We start from the raw sequence: 13,985 nt of genomic DNA, 5'->3' as shown, positions 1-13,985 counted from the left end.
TTCTTTTTTATTTGACAAACACTCAGGCTTAGAATACTATGGTTCTTAACAGAAACAATGTTTCCTGAGATCTTGTGTAGATCTTAAATTTATTATAGTAGCATCAAGCAACAGTTTTTAATAAGCAAAAGGAAGTGCATTCAATCATGACCGAGCCATCGCATCCCTATAAAACCTATTCGGAAGTGAAGCTACAGCAACAGCAATTGCTACGTAAAAATGTCATTGATGCCGCATGTATCCTTCTTGCGGAAGAAGGGCCAGAGGCCGTGACCGTGCGGCGAGTTGCGCAGAAATTAAGCTGTTCCACCAAGATTATTTACAGTATTTTTGGCAGTAAGGATGGTCTTGCCAATGAGATGTACCTGGATGGATGTCGGCTATTGGCTGAATCCTTTCAGCAAGTACCCGTTACCGAAAGCGTACTCGCTGATCTTGAAGCTCTATGCTGGGCGTACTGGGAATTTGCGCAGCTTCATTCAGCCTATTACAAAATGATGTTTGGCGGGGCATTATCTGATTTCAAGCCGGATGAACAGAGCTTGGAGGGTACCACAACGGCCCTGTCTCAAATCCTGCAAACCGTCATACACGCTATGGAGCAGGGAGCATTGAAAGAACATGATCCGCTGCTGGTTGTCCGGATGTTTTGGTCTGCTTTACATGGAGTCATACATCTTCAGTTTGCAGGTCATTTTTCAGATGTAGATATGGCTCAAGGAGTGTATGCATTTACACTGAAGAATGCGCTCGTAGCATTTAAAACATCCTCATCTCCATCGTAAATATGAAGTGTACTGAGGTCGTCATAGTAGATGACTTCAGTTCATTATAGAGTAGTGGTAACAATGTTTCTAAAATAAAACAACGATACTTTGGAGGTTGTCATCATGTTTATGTACGCAAATAAAATAGCTCTGATCACAGGGGCTTCATCCGGTATTGGCGAGGCCTTTGCCTATTCGCTCGCAGCTAAGAAATGTAATCTCATTTTGGTAGCACGCAATGAAACCAAATTAAAGACACTGGCTAAAGAACTCTCAGCTAAATATAACGTAAAAGCAACGGTGATTGCGTTGGATCTTTCCACACCAGGAGCACCCCAAGCATTGCATCAGGAGGTTCAAAAGCAACAGCTAAAGGTAGATCTCTTGATTAACAACGCGGGTTTTGCCACCTATGGATACTTTGAGCAGGTTTCAGGAGAACGACAGCATGAGGAAGTGATGCTCAATGTGGCTGCTTTAGTCGACATCACACATGCATTTATGCCTGATTTATTGCGTAAGCGGGATGGTGGATTAATCAATGTTTCTTCCACAGCTGCATTTCAGCCCGATCCTTATATGGCGGTGTATGGAGCAACCAAAGCATTTGTGCTTTCTTTTACTGAAGCGCTATGGGCCGAAAATCGGAAACGGGGGCTTAGAGTTCTGGCCCTTTGTCCAGGCTCAACGGAAACGCCGTTTTTTGATATTGTTGGCGCAAGTGAAGCGTCAATTGGAATTAGGGAAACTCCCCAAACCGTTGTGAAGAACGCGTTGAGAGCATTTGAAAAGGGGCGTAGTCACATCATTTCCGGTCGCCAAAACTATTGGGTAGCTCAGGTGTCCCGGTTCTTCTCTCGTCAATCCACGCTGGGAATTGTAGAACGTGCACTGCGTCCACAAAATGGATTGTAATTTATGAATAAAGGTAATCTGAGCTTGAAATGTTAGAATACCAATGAATAAGCTGTGAGTTTTATGCACCGGGTCTGATCGTTTATAGCTCGACTTGAATCAGACCCGGTGTTCCTATTTGTATAGATCAAGCGTTAGATCCTAGTTCTAGTTCTCGGGAATATAGTAAAATTCCATCCCGTTTCTCCCAGCCGTTAGCTGACCAGAAGCGTTGACCCCCTGCGTTATGCTCCATCACAAACAGATGACATTTATCAATGCCTTCTCTCAGCAAAGCAGATAACGCTTTATCCACCAGTCTGGGCGCGATCCCTTGACCACGATGTGCTGTGGCTACACCCAGATGATACAGAAACCCCCTGCGACTATCGTGACCCGCCAAAATCGTGCCTATGATGCTTCCATCATGCTCACAGACAAAGCTAAGTCCTTCGTTCTGTTGTAAAAAGCGTGCAATCCGCTCCGGTGAGTCGGCCTCGCTTAATCCCAATCCGTCTAAGCCATTCCAAAGGTCAATGGCCTGATCATAGTCGTCAGCCTGCATCGTACGGAATGTATATCCTTCAGTTACGTTTGCCATGTCTAGTTCTCCTCTAACCCTGTATATATCTGTTGTATTCCAAGCGTTGTTTGTTATTTAACGTGTTGTATTCGGTGCACTTTCTTCCCCAAGCTCCTGCTCGCGCTCTGCCTGTTTGCGATGGGCGATACGGCTGCTGGCCGAAGCTGCGATAGCGCCCACGATGTCGTCCAGGAACGTATGGATCGGCCCGAGGCTTTTATCATTCAGGCGTTCCAGCACACCGGGTTTGAGTTTATCAACATAACCGTAATTGGTAAATCCAATGCTACCGTACACATTTACGATGGAGAAGGCCAGAATCTCATCCACACCGTATAATCCCTCATCATTCTCAATCATGTCCTGCAATGGGGGAAGAAGAGCGCCTTGTTCAGCAAGGATATCCAGTTGGATGCCCGTGAGCACGGCATTTTGAACCTCGCGCTTCATCAGTACCTTGTCCACATTCTCCATACATTCTTCCATCGTTAGGGTCGGGTAATATTTTTTTTGTAAAAGCATGACCAGTTCTGCAATTTCAGTCAGGTTCACACCACGCTTGTGCAGCAACTCGCGGGTGGCATCGGCTACCTTTTTACTATTCAGGCTGTAAGGTGCTTTTTTCTTGTCCATAAAGTTGAAGTTCCCCTCCTCGTATAGATCCTGATTTCTACTGCAATTATGACCAGTGTGTCCAGTCTGCTGAAAAAGTAGTTATTTTTTACGCGAGGCTCGTATACATATTAGTACAATCTGTACAAAATTGTTAGGGAGGAACTTCACTTATGAATATAAAACACCCATGGCGTATGACCTCTGTAGCTGGACTGCTATCCCTACCCCTGTTGTTGTCGGGCTGCAGCCTTTTCGGCAACGAATCGGCATCCATTGACCCCCCGCCGTCCACGACAGAGCAGTCGATGATTAAGGCTGTAACGGGAAAAGCACCCGCCAGTACGGGGCAACTGAGGGCTGTTTTTTTGCAAGATCATAACGGTTTGCTGGCCCCGGTATCTTTACCGATTGCTACAGGTGATGTGCAGGCAGATGCCAAGTCAGCGCTGGAAACATTAGTTGAGGGCGGGCCGTATGCTGGATTATTACCAGAGGGATTTAAAGGTGTAATACCCCAGGGTACAGAAGTGAAAAGTGTGACGGTGGACAAGAACAACAAGCTGGCTGTTGTCGAGTTCAATAAATCTTTCGCGAACTATAAGCCACAGGAAGAACGAAAATTAATGGAGAGTTTGACCTGGACCCTGACCGACCGTCCCGATATTGAGAGTGTACAGATCTGGGTGGATGGCAAGAAACTGAACGAAATGCCTGTTGGCGGCACACCGCTGGATCATCCATTGACGCGTGCAGTAGGTATTAATTTGGAAATTGGTCATGGCGTGACACCCCTGGATTCCAGTCCAGTCACCGTGTATTTCTCTTCTTCTTCTCCTGCTGGAGTTCAATACTATGTACCTGTAACACGGTTGGTTAGCCCTGAGAAAGATCGTGTCCAGTCAGCGCTGCATCAATTGATTCAAGGGCCGCAGACCAAGGATGGGCTACAAGAAGTGATGACAGGGGAGACGGCGCTGAAATCGGTAGAACGCTCCAAAGACAACGTAATTACGGTATCTCTTTCGGATGATATGTTTGCTAAGGGAGAAGCCGTGCCTGCTGAATTTTTGGAATCGGTTGTGCTGACAGCGGCAGACAATTCAGATGATGCGGTCAAAACAAAAATTCGGATTGAACTAAATGGTGAAAAAAGCGTGATTGGACAAAATAATCAAAATTATGGAGAGCCTGTAGCCAAGCCGCAACATATTAACGAAATCCCTCTTTAAGGGCGGGAATCGTCCTTGGGGTGCTTTTGCCTGCACACTTTGGTAAAATAAACATATAAGAACAGGTTGCATACGACGTAGGAGGAAAAAGCATGAGTAGATCTAACGGACGAAACGGTGATGAGCTGCGCCCGATGAAATTGACAGCAGGAGTAAATAAATACGCGGAGGGCTCTGTTTTTATAGAGGTTGGCGAGACGAAAGTCATTTGCACGGCTACTGTAGAAGAACGCGTACCACCCTTTATGAAGGGACAAGGAAAAGGCTGGGTAACCGCAGAGTATTCCATGCTTCCGCGTGCGACTCATAGCCGTAATCAGCGTGAAGCAGCGCGTGGCAAGCTGACAGGCCGTACCATGGAAATTCAGCGTCTGATTGGAAGAGCGCTGCGTTCAGTGGTCAATTTGCAGGCGCTTGGTGAACGGACGATTACGTTGGATTGTGACGTCATTCAGGCGGACGGCGGAACACGCACAACCTCAATTACCGGTTCTTTCGTAGCGTTGGTGATTGCGGTCAATAAAATTGCCACCCAGCACAAGCTGCCTGTTTTTCCAATTACCGATTTCCTGGCTTCCGTCAGCGTAGGGGTTGTTGGTGAAAAAGCATTGCTGGATCTGAACTATGAAGAGGATTCCAAGGCCAAAGTGGACATGAATCTTGTCATGACTGGCAGCGGAAAATATGTTGAGCTGCAAGGTACAGGTGAAGAAAGCCCATTTGATCGTAACGAATTGGATCAACTGCTTAGCTTGGGCGAACAAGGGATTCTGCAAATGATTGAGCGCCAAAAAGAAGTGCTTGGACCGATTGCTGATAAGATCGGTGCTGGACGTACAGGAGCTGGCGCATAATGCGGCTGGATGGCCCGGTCGTCATTGTCGCTACGAAAAATAAAGGAAAGGTGCGGGAATTTGCCCATGCTTTTGCGCCGTTTGGCAAGGAAGTCAGAAGCATGTACGATTATCCCGACATTCCTGATGTCGTTGAAGATGGCAAAACCTTTGCCGAAAATGCACTGAAAAAAGCTAAAGCGGTTGGAGATGTGCTCGGATTGCCCGTGCTGGCCGATGATTCCGGCCTCTGCGTGGACTTGCTGGACGGTGCGCCGGGGGTATACTCTGCCCGTTATGCTGGAGAAGGTGCCAGCGATCACGAAAACAATATTAAGCTGCTCGACGTTCTGGAATCGAAGCAGCTGGGTGATGATACGGGACAGCCTTTGCTAAGCCCGGCTCAATTCGTCTGTACCTTGATTCTATATAATCCGCAGACTGGCGAGACGTTGGAATCGACAGGCTCCGTGGAAGGCTGGATTACTACTGAAACCGCCGGCAGCGGCGGGTTTGGGTATGATCCACTGTTTTATTTGCCAGAGTTTGAAAAGACAATGGCCGAGCTGACGTTGGAACAAAAGCAGGCTATCAGTCACCGAGGGATAGCTCTGCGTGATTTGGCAACAAAGCTGGGTAATCCACAGGCATAGCTTGGTAACAGGGGAGAAATCATCCCCCCATTCACATAACGAAAAAAAAGGCTATCCGTCAGTCATGAGCTGCGGATAGCCTTTTTGGTACTTTCTGTTCCCCATATAGTACACAGCGAAAAATTGCCGCTGCCGCTTAGAAGCTCTATTGCTCCAGCATTCAGTGTAGCTTATCGAATAGCTACCTTGTAAGTGCGCAACCAGTTATCCACTTGAGCCAAGTAGGCAAACAACTGGGGACCCGACATCAGCTGACCAAACCAAGGCAGATTGGTGGATGCCTCCGGTGAGGCGGCAATATCGCGTACCTTTTGCGCATCGATCAGCTTGAGCAGTGGGGAAGAGGAATCATCCAGCAGCTGCAACGCCTGCTTTTTCACAGCCTCAAGATAGGAAGGGTTATGCGTTTTGGGATATGGGCTTTTTTTGCGATACAGCACATCATCCGGCAATACGCCCTCCAGCGCCTTGCGCAAAATACCTTTTTCACGTCCGCCTGTCATCTTGATACTCCACGGAATGTTCCATACATATTGTACCAATCGATGATCGCAATACGGCACCCGCACTTCGAGTCCAGCTCCCATACTCATCCGATCCTTGCGATCCAGTAGAGTAGGCATAAAGCGGGTGATGTTCAAATAGGACATGACGCGCATTTGCGCAGCTTTTCCTGTTTCCCCCGGTAGCTTCGGCACTTCTCCTACCGCGTCTGAGTAGCGATCGTTCAAATACTCCAGCGGCTTGATCCAGTCCCGTACCTCGGGAGACAACAGACTGGCTCTCATATCGGGTGCAACTGCCCACGGGAATGTACCCGAATTCAGCATATCTTCCCGGTGGAACCAAGGATATCCGCCAAAAACTTCATCCGCAGCCTCGCCGGAAATAGCGACCGTGGCTCCTTTTTTAATCTCCCGGCAAAAGAGATACAGCGACGAATCCACGTCCGCCATGCCGGGTAAATCCCGCGTTAGTGTGGAGTTGTTCAGAGCTGCTACGACTTCTGGTGTATCGAATTCAATCCAGTGATGATTTGTCCCTAATTCATCCACCATCCGCTGAATCCAGGGGGCATCGGCTCCGGGTTGAAACGCATGGGCTTTAAAATGCTTGTCGTTATCCACATAATCCACCGAATACGTATGAACTTGTCCTTGCCCGGTACGGTTGTAATAATCGACAGCTAATGCGGATAGAGCGCTTGAATCCAGCCCGCCAGACAATAAGGTGCACACTGGAACATCCGAAATGAGCTGCCGCTCCACCGTATCCAGCAACAGTTCTCGTACCTTGAGCGCCGTTTCTTCGGTGTTATCCTCATGCGCAATGCTTTCCAACTTCCAGTAGGCTTGAATGCGCACGCCGTCGCGGGTGTAGGTTAGCGTATGCCCGGGACGTAGCTCCTTCATGGACGAATAGACGCCGTGTCCGGGGGTACGTGCAGGCCCAATGATAAAAATTTCGGCCAATCCCTCGGCGTCCACTGCTGCTTCTACTGCTGGATGCTGAAGCAGTGCTTTGGGTTCTGAGCCAAATACGAATACTTCTTCGGTCTGGCTATAAAATAACGGCTTCACTCCCAGCCGATCCCGTGCCAGAAATACCTGCTCCCGCTCGCTATCCCAGACCGCAAACGCAAAAATGCCGTTTAACCGATCCACACATTCAGGGCCCCATTCGATATAGGATTCGAGCAGCACCTCCGTGTCGCATTGTGTACGGAAAAAATGCCCGCGCTGTTGCAGCTCTTTTTTCAGCTCAGGCGCGTTATATATTTCCCCGTTATATACAATCGTATAAGTGATATCCTCCAGCTGCCGGATCATGGGCTGAGCGCCATTTTCCGGGTCCATTACGCTCAGTCTTCGGTGTCCGAAGGCACACGGGTTGGATATCCAGGTACCCGCAGCATCCGGTCCGCGATCGGAGAGCGTTTGTGTCATATTCAGCAGCAGCTCAGATTGATGCATTAAGTCTCCGTTCCACTGTATGAAACCTGTAATTCCGCACATGTCTGTTCATCCTCTCTTTGTCGTGTTCATCCAGTGTTGGAATGAATCAAAAACTAAATCCCCAGTTCATCAGTATATATGCCGAAAAGAAGCATAAAATGTCTGTCCGTTCCGAAAACTACAGATGGGGAAACCCGTCTACTCGCAAGGAAGGAGGGAGACCATGTACTACATCAAGGATGCCAAAATACGCCGCTTCACTGAACTTGACGGAGTGCGCTGCGCTGAGGTAGAGGTGCGGCCCGGTGCCGCAGATGACCCGGAATTGCTGGTCTATATCACGGCCAAGGATCAGACGGATGGTCAGCATGACTATGACATGGTACGGATCATCCGCAATGACGCCGATCTGGAGCTGGATTGGTACGACAATAATCTGCATTCGGCATTTGAGGAAGTGACAGACAAGGCTTTTACCGACTCTACACACATTACTGCTGGTGAGGAGCGAGAGAAGTTTAAAAAAGAATTGCTCTCCTATGGGCAGCTCAGCACAGAGTTCGCCAAGGAGTTCGGGGCATGAGGATATGGTGTGCTATGCCTCGGTTTTTGTTGATTTGGGCTCCGGCGCCATCGCCAGATCAGCGTGAAAGGAGGGGGAAATCATAGACGGCAAAGCGAAGTATAAGAAAAACAAAGGCAGCAGTTATATTCATAACAATGAGTTCGCGGAAGAAGTGCTGGAGAAAAACGTAAGACATGAAGTACGGAAAAGTCCTAAACGCTTTGGGAATAAATAAGCAGCCATTGAACTAAATAGCAACAGCAACTCATCAAAAATGACCCTAAAGAAGCCTCCGTATCCCGCCAAATTTGCGGTATGCAGGAGGCTTCTTTTTGAACTAAGCCGCTTCACGCAGCGTCATAATCCCTTTGTAGATGTTATAAACAAAAACCCCGAGATAGACCACTACAAATAGCAGTACAAACCCGATCACTGAACCTGCATGATTCGCCGTAATAATAAAATACACTAGCGGAATTGCCGCAATAATGGGGAAAATATGCGATAAAATAGCCTTTTTTGCATGTCCCTGAACATATTCGTCCCGTACTGCAATCCACACAATGACAGGCACTAGAAAAGGTGCGAAGAAAATGCTGAAATAACAAAGTGACGACAAAAGACCTCTCACGGATTAACCCCTCCTTTATGCATGGTTCTTTGTACATAATACCCCGTTAGCGTCCAAATGATTCCTTTTGCAGCCAGCTTCCCTATATCATAAAAAAATGCTTTTGACAGTTGCCCGAAATGTGATATAATAATCAATGCGCTGAATACATAAGGTTTTATTGATCACTATCTTGTCCCAGTAGCTCAGCTGGATAGAGCAACGGCCTTCTAAGCCGTCGGTCGGGGGTTCGAATCCCTCCTGGGACGTCGAAGCGTTCAGATATGTAAAGTTTGAACGAAATTTAAAATGCTTCAAATCCTTGATATATAAGGGTTTGGGGCGTTTTTTCTTTTATTGGGGTTACGATAGAAAACGTTAGAAAAAGGTGTGATTAATACACCTGTTTACTCAAATTATACACACGATTTTTACACGCTATATAAACGTTCAAAAATGTCTGTTGTTTGTTTTGAATCCTGTTCACGTAGCTCTTTCATAAGGTGGGCATATGTAGAGGTAGTGATATCTAATGAGGCGTGACCAAGCCGCTCCGAAACATACAGTAAACTAATACCTTTATATAGTAGCACGCCTGTTGAATAACCACAAAATGGTAGAAAAAAGATCGTCTTTTCTATAGAATCGTTGGTACCATCCAAACGAATCCGAAAGAAGACGATCTCATGAAAAATTCTATCACGATTACATCTATCCTTCAATCCATGCTGACTCCTGAAGAAGTTCAAGGGGTTGTGAAGTTCAAGGGGTTGTGAAGTTAATAGGTTATGAAGACAAAGGTGATGGACCGTGCTTATGGGGAACTGGAGCGTCTGGATCACTTCAAAACCCATGGACAATCGTTTGTCATTCGGCTTCGCGACAACGTCCATTTGGAAAAGCCTCATGCGCTACGTCGCCTTACGAAGCCAGATTCATCCGTCATTCGGGATATCACTTGCCAGTTGGGAACCCCTCAGTGTCGTTCCAGACAACGTCATCGTGTGGTGATGTTTCGGGATTTTGAAGGTCGGGAAATTCGGGTGGTTACCGATTTAATGCAGGTGACCGCAGAACAAATCGCACAGATCTATAAGGCTCGATGGCAGATTGAAGTCTTCTTTCGTTGGATCAAGCAACATTTGAATATTCCAACGCTGTTTGGTACGACTGAAAATGCGGTCTATGGGCAATTATTCTGTGCTCTAATCGTCTATGTCCTGCTCAATTGGCTATTTGTTGCTGCTCAGACTTCATGGCCCCAACATGCCGTTCTTTCCTTTGCGCGATTTTCTCGTCTATTTCTTCTTCAAAACTACCTGTTGAATGGCTGATTCAGATTCAGCGCGTTCTTCTTCAGTGCACCTCTTGTTTCATGAATTGAGTTACTTATTTTGGTTATTCAACAGGCGTGGCAGAATCTAAAAGTATCTATAATCATAAAAGATTTATTCCACTTTTAGATAAGGATTGAGAAGACCATTTCAGCTAACTGCGGCTTTAGTTTAATCACAATCTTCCATAAAAGAGCGCGATTCTATAATAAGGATCAGTTCGTTTTTATTAAAGGGCCATATTATATCTTTTAATTTAAGTGAAACTGCCTAAAAAGTATGTTAATATCAGATTTAACAGACAGACAAACTAGTATTTATAGAGGCGAAATTATGAAAAAATATAGAATATATCAAGTAGACTCATTTACAAAAAATAGATTTCATGGTAACCCTGCTGGGGTTGTTCCAAATGCAAATGGACTTACAGATGAGCAGATGCAGAGAATTGCAAGAGAATTAAATAATTCGGAAACTGCATTTATTTTTGAAACAGATTCTTCAAATTATGATGTTGAAGTAAGATTTTTTACTCCAACAACAGAGGTTCCAATTTGTGGTCATGCAACAGTAGCAGCGCATTATATTTATTCAATTGAGAGAAAAGCTGAAACTGGAAGAATTATTCAAAAGACAAAAGCAGGTATATTGCCTGTTGATGTTATAAAGTATGAAGATGACTATTCTATTGTAATGACACAGGGAGAACCTTCTGTATCAGAGCCTTTAAATGATGAAATAAGAAGTCAGATTGCAAATGCGTTAAGTATTTCTTGTAAAGATATTTGCATGGAATATCCAGTTGCAATATCTTCAACAGGTCATTCTAAGGTAATGGTTCCGATTTACTCCAATGAAATACTACATAGTTTGAAACCTGATTTGCAGAAGCTTACAGAAATTAGCAAGCATATTGGATGTAATGGATATTATGTTTTTACATTAAATCCACAAGAGGATATATTGGTTCACGGAAGAATGTTTGCTCCTGCAATTGGAATAGCTGAAGACCCGGTGACAGGAAATGCAAACGGACCGCTTGGAGCCTATTTGGTACACTATAACATTTTGCAAAATGAGAATGAGCAGTCTTTTGATTTTGATATTTTACAAGGTGAGGCAATCAAAAGAGAGGGAACAATGCATGTTCATGTGAAAAAGGAACAGGGAAAACCCGTATTAGTTCAAATTACGGGGAAAGCGGTTATTGCTTTTTCAACGGAGATGGTACTTTAAAAAAGTCTAACAAAATTATCAATAAGCTTAATGACGGATTGTCAAGCCAAGTACAAACCAATAACACCAATGTCCCAGCAAGTACTCCTGGGACGTATAGCAAAAAGCTTCCTACATGTAGGAAGCTTTTTTGTGTTCCAGCAGGATGATTGCTGCTAGCTTTATACCGTCGCCTTCTCCTTATGAGCAAAGAATTGAGGTAGATGCTCTTTGTGTGCTTCTAGCAATTCATCCAGTACGGTTTGAGCAATGTCCCCGCTTGGTACGAGCGGATTCAGGGTGAAGGCTTGCAGTGCTGTTGCATAGTCACCGGTGACCGCCGCTTCAATCGTCAGCTCTTCCATTGCCTTCATCACTTGCAGCAAGCCCCGCTGTGCAGGTGGGAATTTGCCAAAGTTGACAGGTTCGGCGCCATGGGCGCGAATGACACTGGTCACTTCGATGGCGCTATCATAAGGAACATCATCAATCGCACCATTGTTACGTGTACTAACCACCATCAATGTGCCTTTGTTGTTATAAATGGAATTAATGATCTCACAGGCTGCATCGCTGTAATGCGCACCGCCGCGTTTGGATAGTTCCTCTGGTTTGTAATCCAGATTCGGATCTTTATACAATTCAAACAGACTATCTTCCAGACGTTTGACGACTTGGCCCCGAGTTCCTTCGTTTTTGGCTTCCTCTAATTCTTCCTTGAGCATGTTATCCGTCATATAGTAATACCGATGGTAAGGACAAGGCAACATTTTCAATTGACGAACTTGATCATACAGGAAGCGCATGTTTCTAATATTTTCAACGACCTTCTCCGGTTTTGCGCCAGGAGCGTACAGTCCTTCAATGACTTGCTCTGTTAATTCGGCCCCTGTTTTGTCATAAACTTTGTGCCAATGAAGGTGGTTAATCCCTGCAAATTTAAAGAACAGCTCTTCTTCCGGTTTGTCCAGCACAGCTGATGCACTCTTGATCGCGCCGATTGGAACATTACATAATCCGATGACTTTATCCCACTGACCATAACGAAGCACAGCTTCGGTGACCATACCCGCAGGGTTGGTAAAATTAATCAACCATGCATTCGGACACAGTTCTTTCATATCTTCGACGATATTGAGGATAACGGGTATGGTGCGAAACGCTTTGAACATTCCGCCGGCACCATTGGTCTCCTGACCGATCATGCCATGTTTTAACGGAATACTTTCATCCTTAATCCGGGCTTCCAGCAAGCCTACCCGAAATTGGGTCGTTACAAAATCGGCGTCCTTCAACGCTTCCCGACGATCCAGTGTCAAATGTACCTCACAATCAATGCCTGCGGCCTTCACCATCCGTTTGGCCATGGCACCTACAATCTCCAGTTTTTCACGTCCTGCCTCAATATCTACCAGCCACAATTCCCGAATGGGAAGCTCTGCATAACGTTTGATGAAGCCTTCTACTAATTCTGGTGTATAACTGGAACCTCCGCCAATGGTTGCAATCTTTATGCCTTTTTTCATGGTTAGTGCCTCCTAAGTATGTTTTTTTAACCGCTTTCTTAAGCACAAATTCACTGTAATCCCTGTAATGCATTACAGGTCAAGCGCTTTTAAAAAACTTATTTTGGGAAGGTGACAATTATAGGGCGGGCACTACGAACATGCTAAACACGAACATGCTAAAATAGAAAGAACGAGGTGAGAAAAATGGCGAATATTCATGAAATTGCAAAGCTGGCGGGCGTATCCTCGGCTACGGTGTCCCGTGTCATTAACAACCATCCGTATGTAAGTGAACCGACAAGACAGCGTGTGCAGGAGGTCATAGACCGACTGGATTATGTTCCTAATCTAAATGCGGTATCTTTAAAAAAAGGCATGACCAAGCTCATAGGGATTATTTCACTTTCTTTTAATGATTCATTGGGTTTATTTGTGCGTGGATTTACAATGTATGCCCAGGAGCATGGCTTTAATATAGCACTGTTTATTACGAATGGGGAGAAGGGGCGAGAACTTGAAGCGCTGGAAATGTTGCGGAGAAAGCAACTGGACGCCTTGGTCTGTATGATTCGTGTTAATGAGTGGAGTGTGATTGAGCACTATACAAAATATGGTCCGATTGTGACCTGGCAGCGTGTAAACATTGAGGCAATCCCGTCTGTATTTATGGATCAGTATCAGGGCTATACGATGGCGTTGGAACATTTGTACGCCCGAGGATATCGGAAAATTGTGAATGTGTACGGCAACATGCGGGGGTTGAACACAAAAGAACGCATTCGAGCTTATCATGACTTTTGCGAAAAATATGATTTGGATGCTGAGGCCTTCCCGCATTTTTATGATTTAAATTCAATAGAAGCTGGTGAACAAATAGCTCATTGGTGGGCAGAACGAGAACAAACAGATAGACCGGATGCCTTTGCCTGTTCTACTGATTATTTGGCAGCAGGTCTTTTGACTGAAGCACGGAGACTCGGTGTTTCTGTACCAAGGGATTTTGCAGTAGTAGGCTTTGATAACACCGAAATATCGCATTTGCTTGATTTAACAACGATTCATTACCCGATAGACAAACAAGCGGAGAATGCGTTCATTATGATTTGCAATGCCCTTGAAGGGATGGATGAAACGATACATCATCTGGAATTCAAATTAGTAGAACGAGCGACCACCTAATTCCAAAAGGGACTTCATGTTAGTGGTTATTAATTACCATATTCA

At 45.5% G+C, this 13,985-nt stretch carries 14 protein-coding genes and 1 tRNA gene; 10 read left to right on the top strand and 5 right to left on the bottom strand.

Annotated features, from left to right (window positions below; genetic code table 11):
* Positions 1–146: 146 nt before the first annotated feature.
* Both JOE49_RS25745 and JOE49_RS25740 read left to right on the top strand, forming a co-directional pair.
* Positions 147–785: a TetR/AcrR family transcriptional regulator gene (locus JOE49_RS25745; RefSeq protein ID WP_023990031.1), complete on the top strand. Its 639-nt coding sequence runs from the start codon at positions 147–149 to the stop codon at positions 783–785.
* Between the two features lie 105 nt (positions 786–890).
* On the top strand, positions 891–1,682 hold the full coding sequence (locus JOE49_RS25740; RefSeq protein ID WP_023990030.1) for an SDR family NAD(P)-dependent oxidoreductase: 792 nt from the start codon (positions 891–893) through the stop codon (positions 1,680–1,682).
* 127 nt (positions 1,683–1,809) lie between these two features.
* On the opposite strand, the gene JOE49_RS25735 is transcribed toward JOE49_RS25740, so the two are convergent.
* Together JOE49_RS25735 and JOE49_RS25730 are read right to left on the bottom strand one after the other, a co-directional pair.
* On the bottom strand, positions 1,810–2,262 hold the full coding sequence (locus tag JOE49_RS25735; protein ID WP_160788900.1) for a GNAT family N-acetyltransferase: 453 nt from the start codon (positions 2,260–2,262) through the stop codon (positions 1,810–1,812).
* 57 nt (positions 2,263–2,319) lie between these two features.
* Complete coding sequence (locus JOE49_RS25730; RefSeq protein WP_023990028.1) at positions 2,320–2,877, bottom strand: phosphatidylglycerophosphatase A family protein; 558 nt, start codon at positions 2,875–2,877, stop codon at positions 2,320–2,322.
* A gap of 152 nt (positions 2,878–3,029) precedes the next feature.
* Here JOE49_RS25730 and JOE49_RS25725 point away from each other — a divergent pair, with 152 nt between their 5' ends.
* The 3 genes from JOE49_RS25725 (at position 3,030) to JOE49_RS25715 (ending at position 5,574) form a co-directional block, all read left to right on the top strand.
* On the top strand, positions 3,030–4,088 hold the full coding sequence (locus JOE49_RS25725) for a GerMN domain-containing protein (protein WP_023990027.1): 1,059 nt from the start codon (positions 3,030–3,032) through the stop codon (positions 4,086–4,088).
* Between the two features lie 92 nt (positions 4,089–4,180).
* Complete coding sequence (gene rph / locus JOE49_RS25720) at positions 4,181–4,942, top strand: ribonuclease PH (protein WP_160788899.1); 762 nt, start codon at positions 4,181–4,183, stop codon at positions 4,940–4,942.
* Positions 4,942–5,574, top strand: coding sequence for an XTP/dITP diphosphatase (locus tag JOE49_RS25715; protein WP_013311674.1), 633 nt, complete (start codon positions 4,942–4,944; stop codon positions 5,572–5,574). The genes rph and JOE49_RS25715 overlap by 1 nt, the downstream gene beginning before the upstream one ends.
* Before the next feature lie 170 nt (positions 5,575–5,744).
* Here JOE49_RS25715 and asnB read toward each other — a convergent pair whose 3' ends face one another.
* Positions 5,745–7,589 (bottom strand): asparagine synthase (glutamine-hydrolyzing), encoded by a 1,845-nt coding sequence (gene asnB, locus JOE49_RS25710; RefSeq protein WP_028541532.1) that lies wholly within the window; start codon positions 7,587–7,589, stop codon positions 5,745–5,747.
* 163 nt (positions 7,590–7,752) lie between these two features.
* Here asnB and JOE49_RS25705 point away from each other — a divergent pair, with 163 nt between their 5' ends.
* Positions 7,753–8,112 carry a hypothetical protein gene (locus JOE49_RS25705; protein ID WP_013311672.1) on the top strand — a complete coding sequence of 120 codons (360 nt, stop codon included), beginning with the start codon at positions 7,753–7,755 and terminating at the stop codon, positions 8,110–8,112.
* Between the two features lie 319 nt (positions 8,113–8,431).
* Here the strand turns inward: JOE49_RS25705 and JOE49_RS25700 are convergent, their stop codons facing one another.
* Positions 8,432–8,725 (bottom strand): magnetosome magnetite crystal formation protein family, encoded by a 294-nt coding sequence (locus tag JOE49_RS25700; protein WP_016324668.1) that lies wholly within the window; start codon positions 8,723–8,725, stop codon positions 8,432–8,434.
* 174 nt (positions 8,726–8,899) lie between these two features.
* Here JOE49_RS25700 and JOE49_RS25695 point away from each other — a divergent pair.
* From JOE49_RS25695 to JOE49_RS25685, 3 genes are all read left to right on the top strand, one after another.
* Positions 8,900–8,973 (top strand) — tRNA-Arg (locus JOE49_RS25695).
* A 519-nt stretch (positions 8,974–9,492) separates the two neighbouring features.
* Positions 9,493–10,038 carry an IS4 family transposase gene (locus JOE49_RS25690; RefSeq protein WP_075154665.1) on the top strand — a complete coding sequence of 182 codons (546 nt, stop codon included), beginning with the start codon at positions 9,493–9,495 and terminating at the stop codon, positions 10,036–10,038.
* A 333-nt stretch (positions 10,039–10,371) separates the two neighbouring features.
* The gene (locus JOE49_RS25685; RefSeq protein ID WP_160789827.1) at positions 10,372–11,274 is read left to right on the top strand and encodes a PhzF family isomerase; all 903 of its coding nucleotides are present in this window, start codon (positions 10,372–10,374) and stop codon (positions 11,272–11,274) included.
* A gap of 161 nt (positions 11,275–11,435) precedes the next feature.
* Here JOE49_RS25685 and JOE49_RS25680 read toward each other — a convergent pair whose 3' ends face one another.
* A complete protein-coding gene (locus tag JOE49_RS25680) occupies positions 11,436–12,779 on the bottom strand; it encodes a 6-phospho-beta-glucosidase (protein ID WP_069080424.1) in 1,344 nt (447 codons plus the stop codon).
* Between the two features lie 186 nt (positions 12,780–12,965).
* Here JOE49_RS25680 and JOE49_RS25675 point away from each other — a divergent pair, with 186 nt between their 5' ends.
* Complete coding sequence (locus tag JOE49_RS25675) at positions 12,966–13,940, top strand: LacI family DNA-binding transcriptional regulator (protein WP_160789826.1); 975 nt, start codon at positions 12,966–12,968, stop codon at positions 13,938–13,940.
* Positions 13,941–13,985 lie beyond the last annotated feature (45 nt).

Source organism: Paenibacillus sp. PvR133, from assembly GCF_017833155.1.
Classification (GTDB): Bacteria; Bacillota; Bacilli; order Paenibacillales; family Paenibacillaceae; genus Paenibacillus; species Paenibacillus polymyxa_B.
The sequence above is the reverse complement of the archived record's forward strand: the minus strand, read 5'-3'. Positions and strand labels throughout refer to the sequence as shown.

Coding starts and splice junctions, on each gene's coding strand:
- JOE49_RS25740 (WP_023990030.1), top strand. CDS start 891: ATGTTTATGTACGCAAATAAAATAGCTCTGATCACAGGGGCTTCATCC.
- JOE49_RS25690 (WP_075154665.1), top strand. CDS start 9,493: ATGAAGACAAAGGTGATGGACCGTGCTTATGGGGAACTGGAGCGTCTG.
- JOE49_RS25680 (WP_069080424.1), bottom strand. CDS start 12,779: ATGAAAAAAGGCATAAAGATTGCAACCATTGGCGGAGGTTCCAGTTAT.
- JOE49_RS25705 (WP_013311672.1), top strand. CDS start 7,753: ATGTACTACATCAAGGATGCCAAAATACGCCGCTTCACTGAACTTGAC.
- JOE49_RS25730 (WP_023990028.1), bottom strand. CDS start 2,877: ATGGACAAGAAAAAAGCACCTTACAGCCTGAATAGTAAAAAGGTAGCC.
- JOE49_RS25725 (WP_023990027.1), top strand. CDS start 3,030: ATGAATATAAAACACCCATGGCGTATGACCTCTGTAGCTGGACTGCTA.
- JOE49_RS25735 (WP_160788900.1), bottom strand. CDS start 2,262: ATGGCAAACGTAACTGAAGGATATACATTCCGTACGATGCAGGCTGAC.
- JOE49_RS25685 (WP_160789827.1), top strand. CDS start 10,372: ATGAAAAAATATAGAATATATCAAGTAGACTCATTTACAAAAAATAGA.
- rph (WP_160788899.1), top strand. CDS start 4,181: ATGAGTAGATCTAACGGACGAAACGGTGATGAGCTGCGCCCGATGAAA.
- JOE49_RS25675 (WP_160789826.1), top strand. CDS start 12,966: ATGGCGAATATTCATGAAATTGCAAAGCTGGCGGGCGTATCCTCGGCT.
- JOE49_RS25715 (WP_013311674.1), top strand. CDS start 4,942: ATGCGGCTGGATGGCCCGGTCGTCATTGTCGCTACGAAAAATAAAGGA.
- JOE49_RS25745 (WP_023990031.1), top strand. CDS start 147: ATGACCGAGCCATCGCATCCCTATAAAACCTATTCGGAAGTGAAGCTA.
- asnB (WP_028541532.1), bottom strand. CDS start 7,589: ATGTGCGGAATTACAGGTTTCATACAGTGGAACGGAGACTTAATGCAT.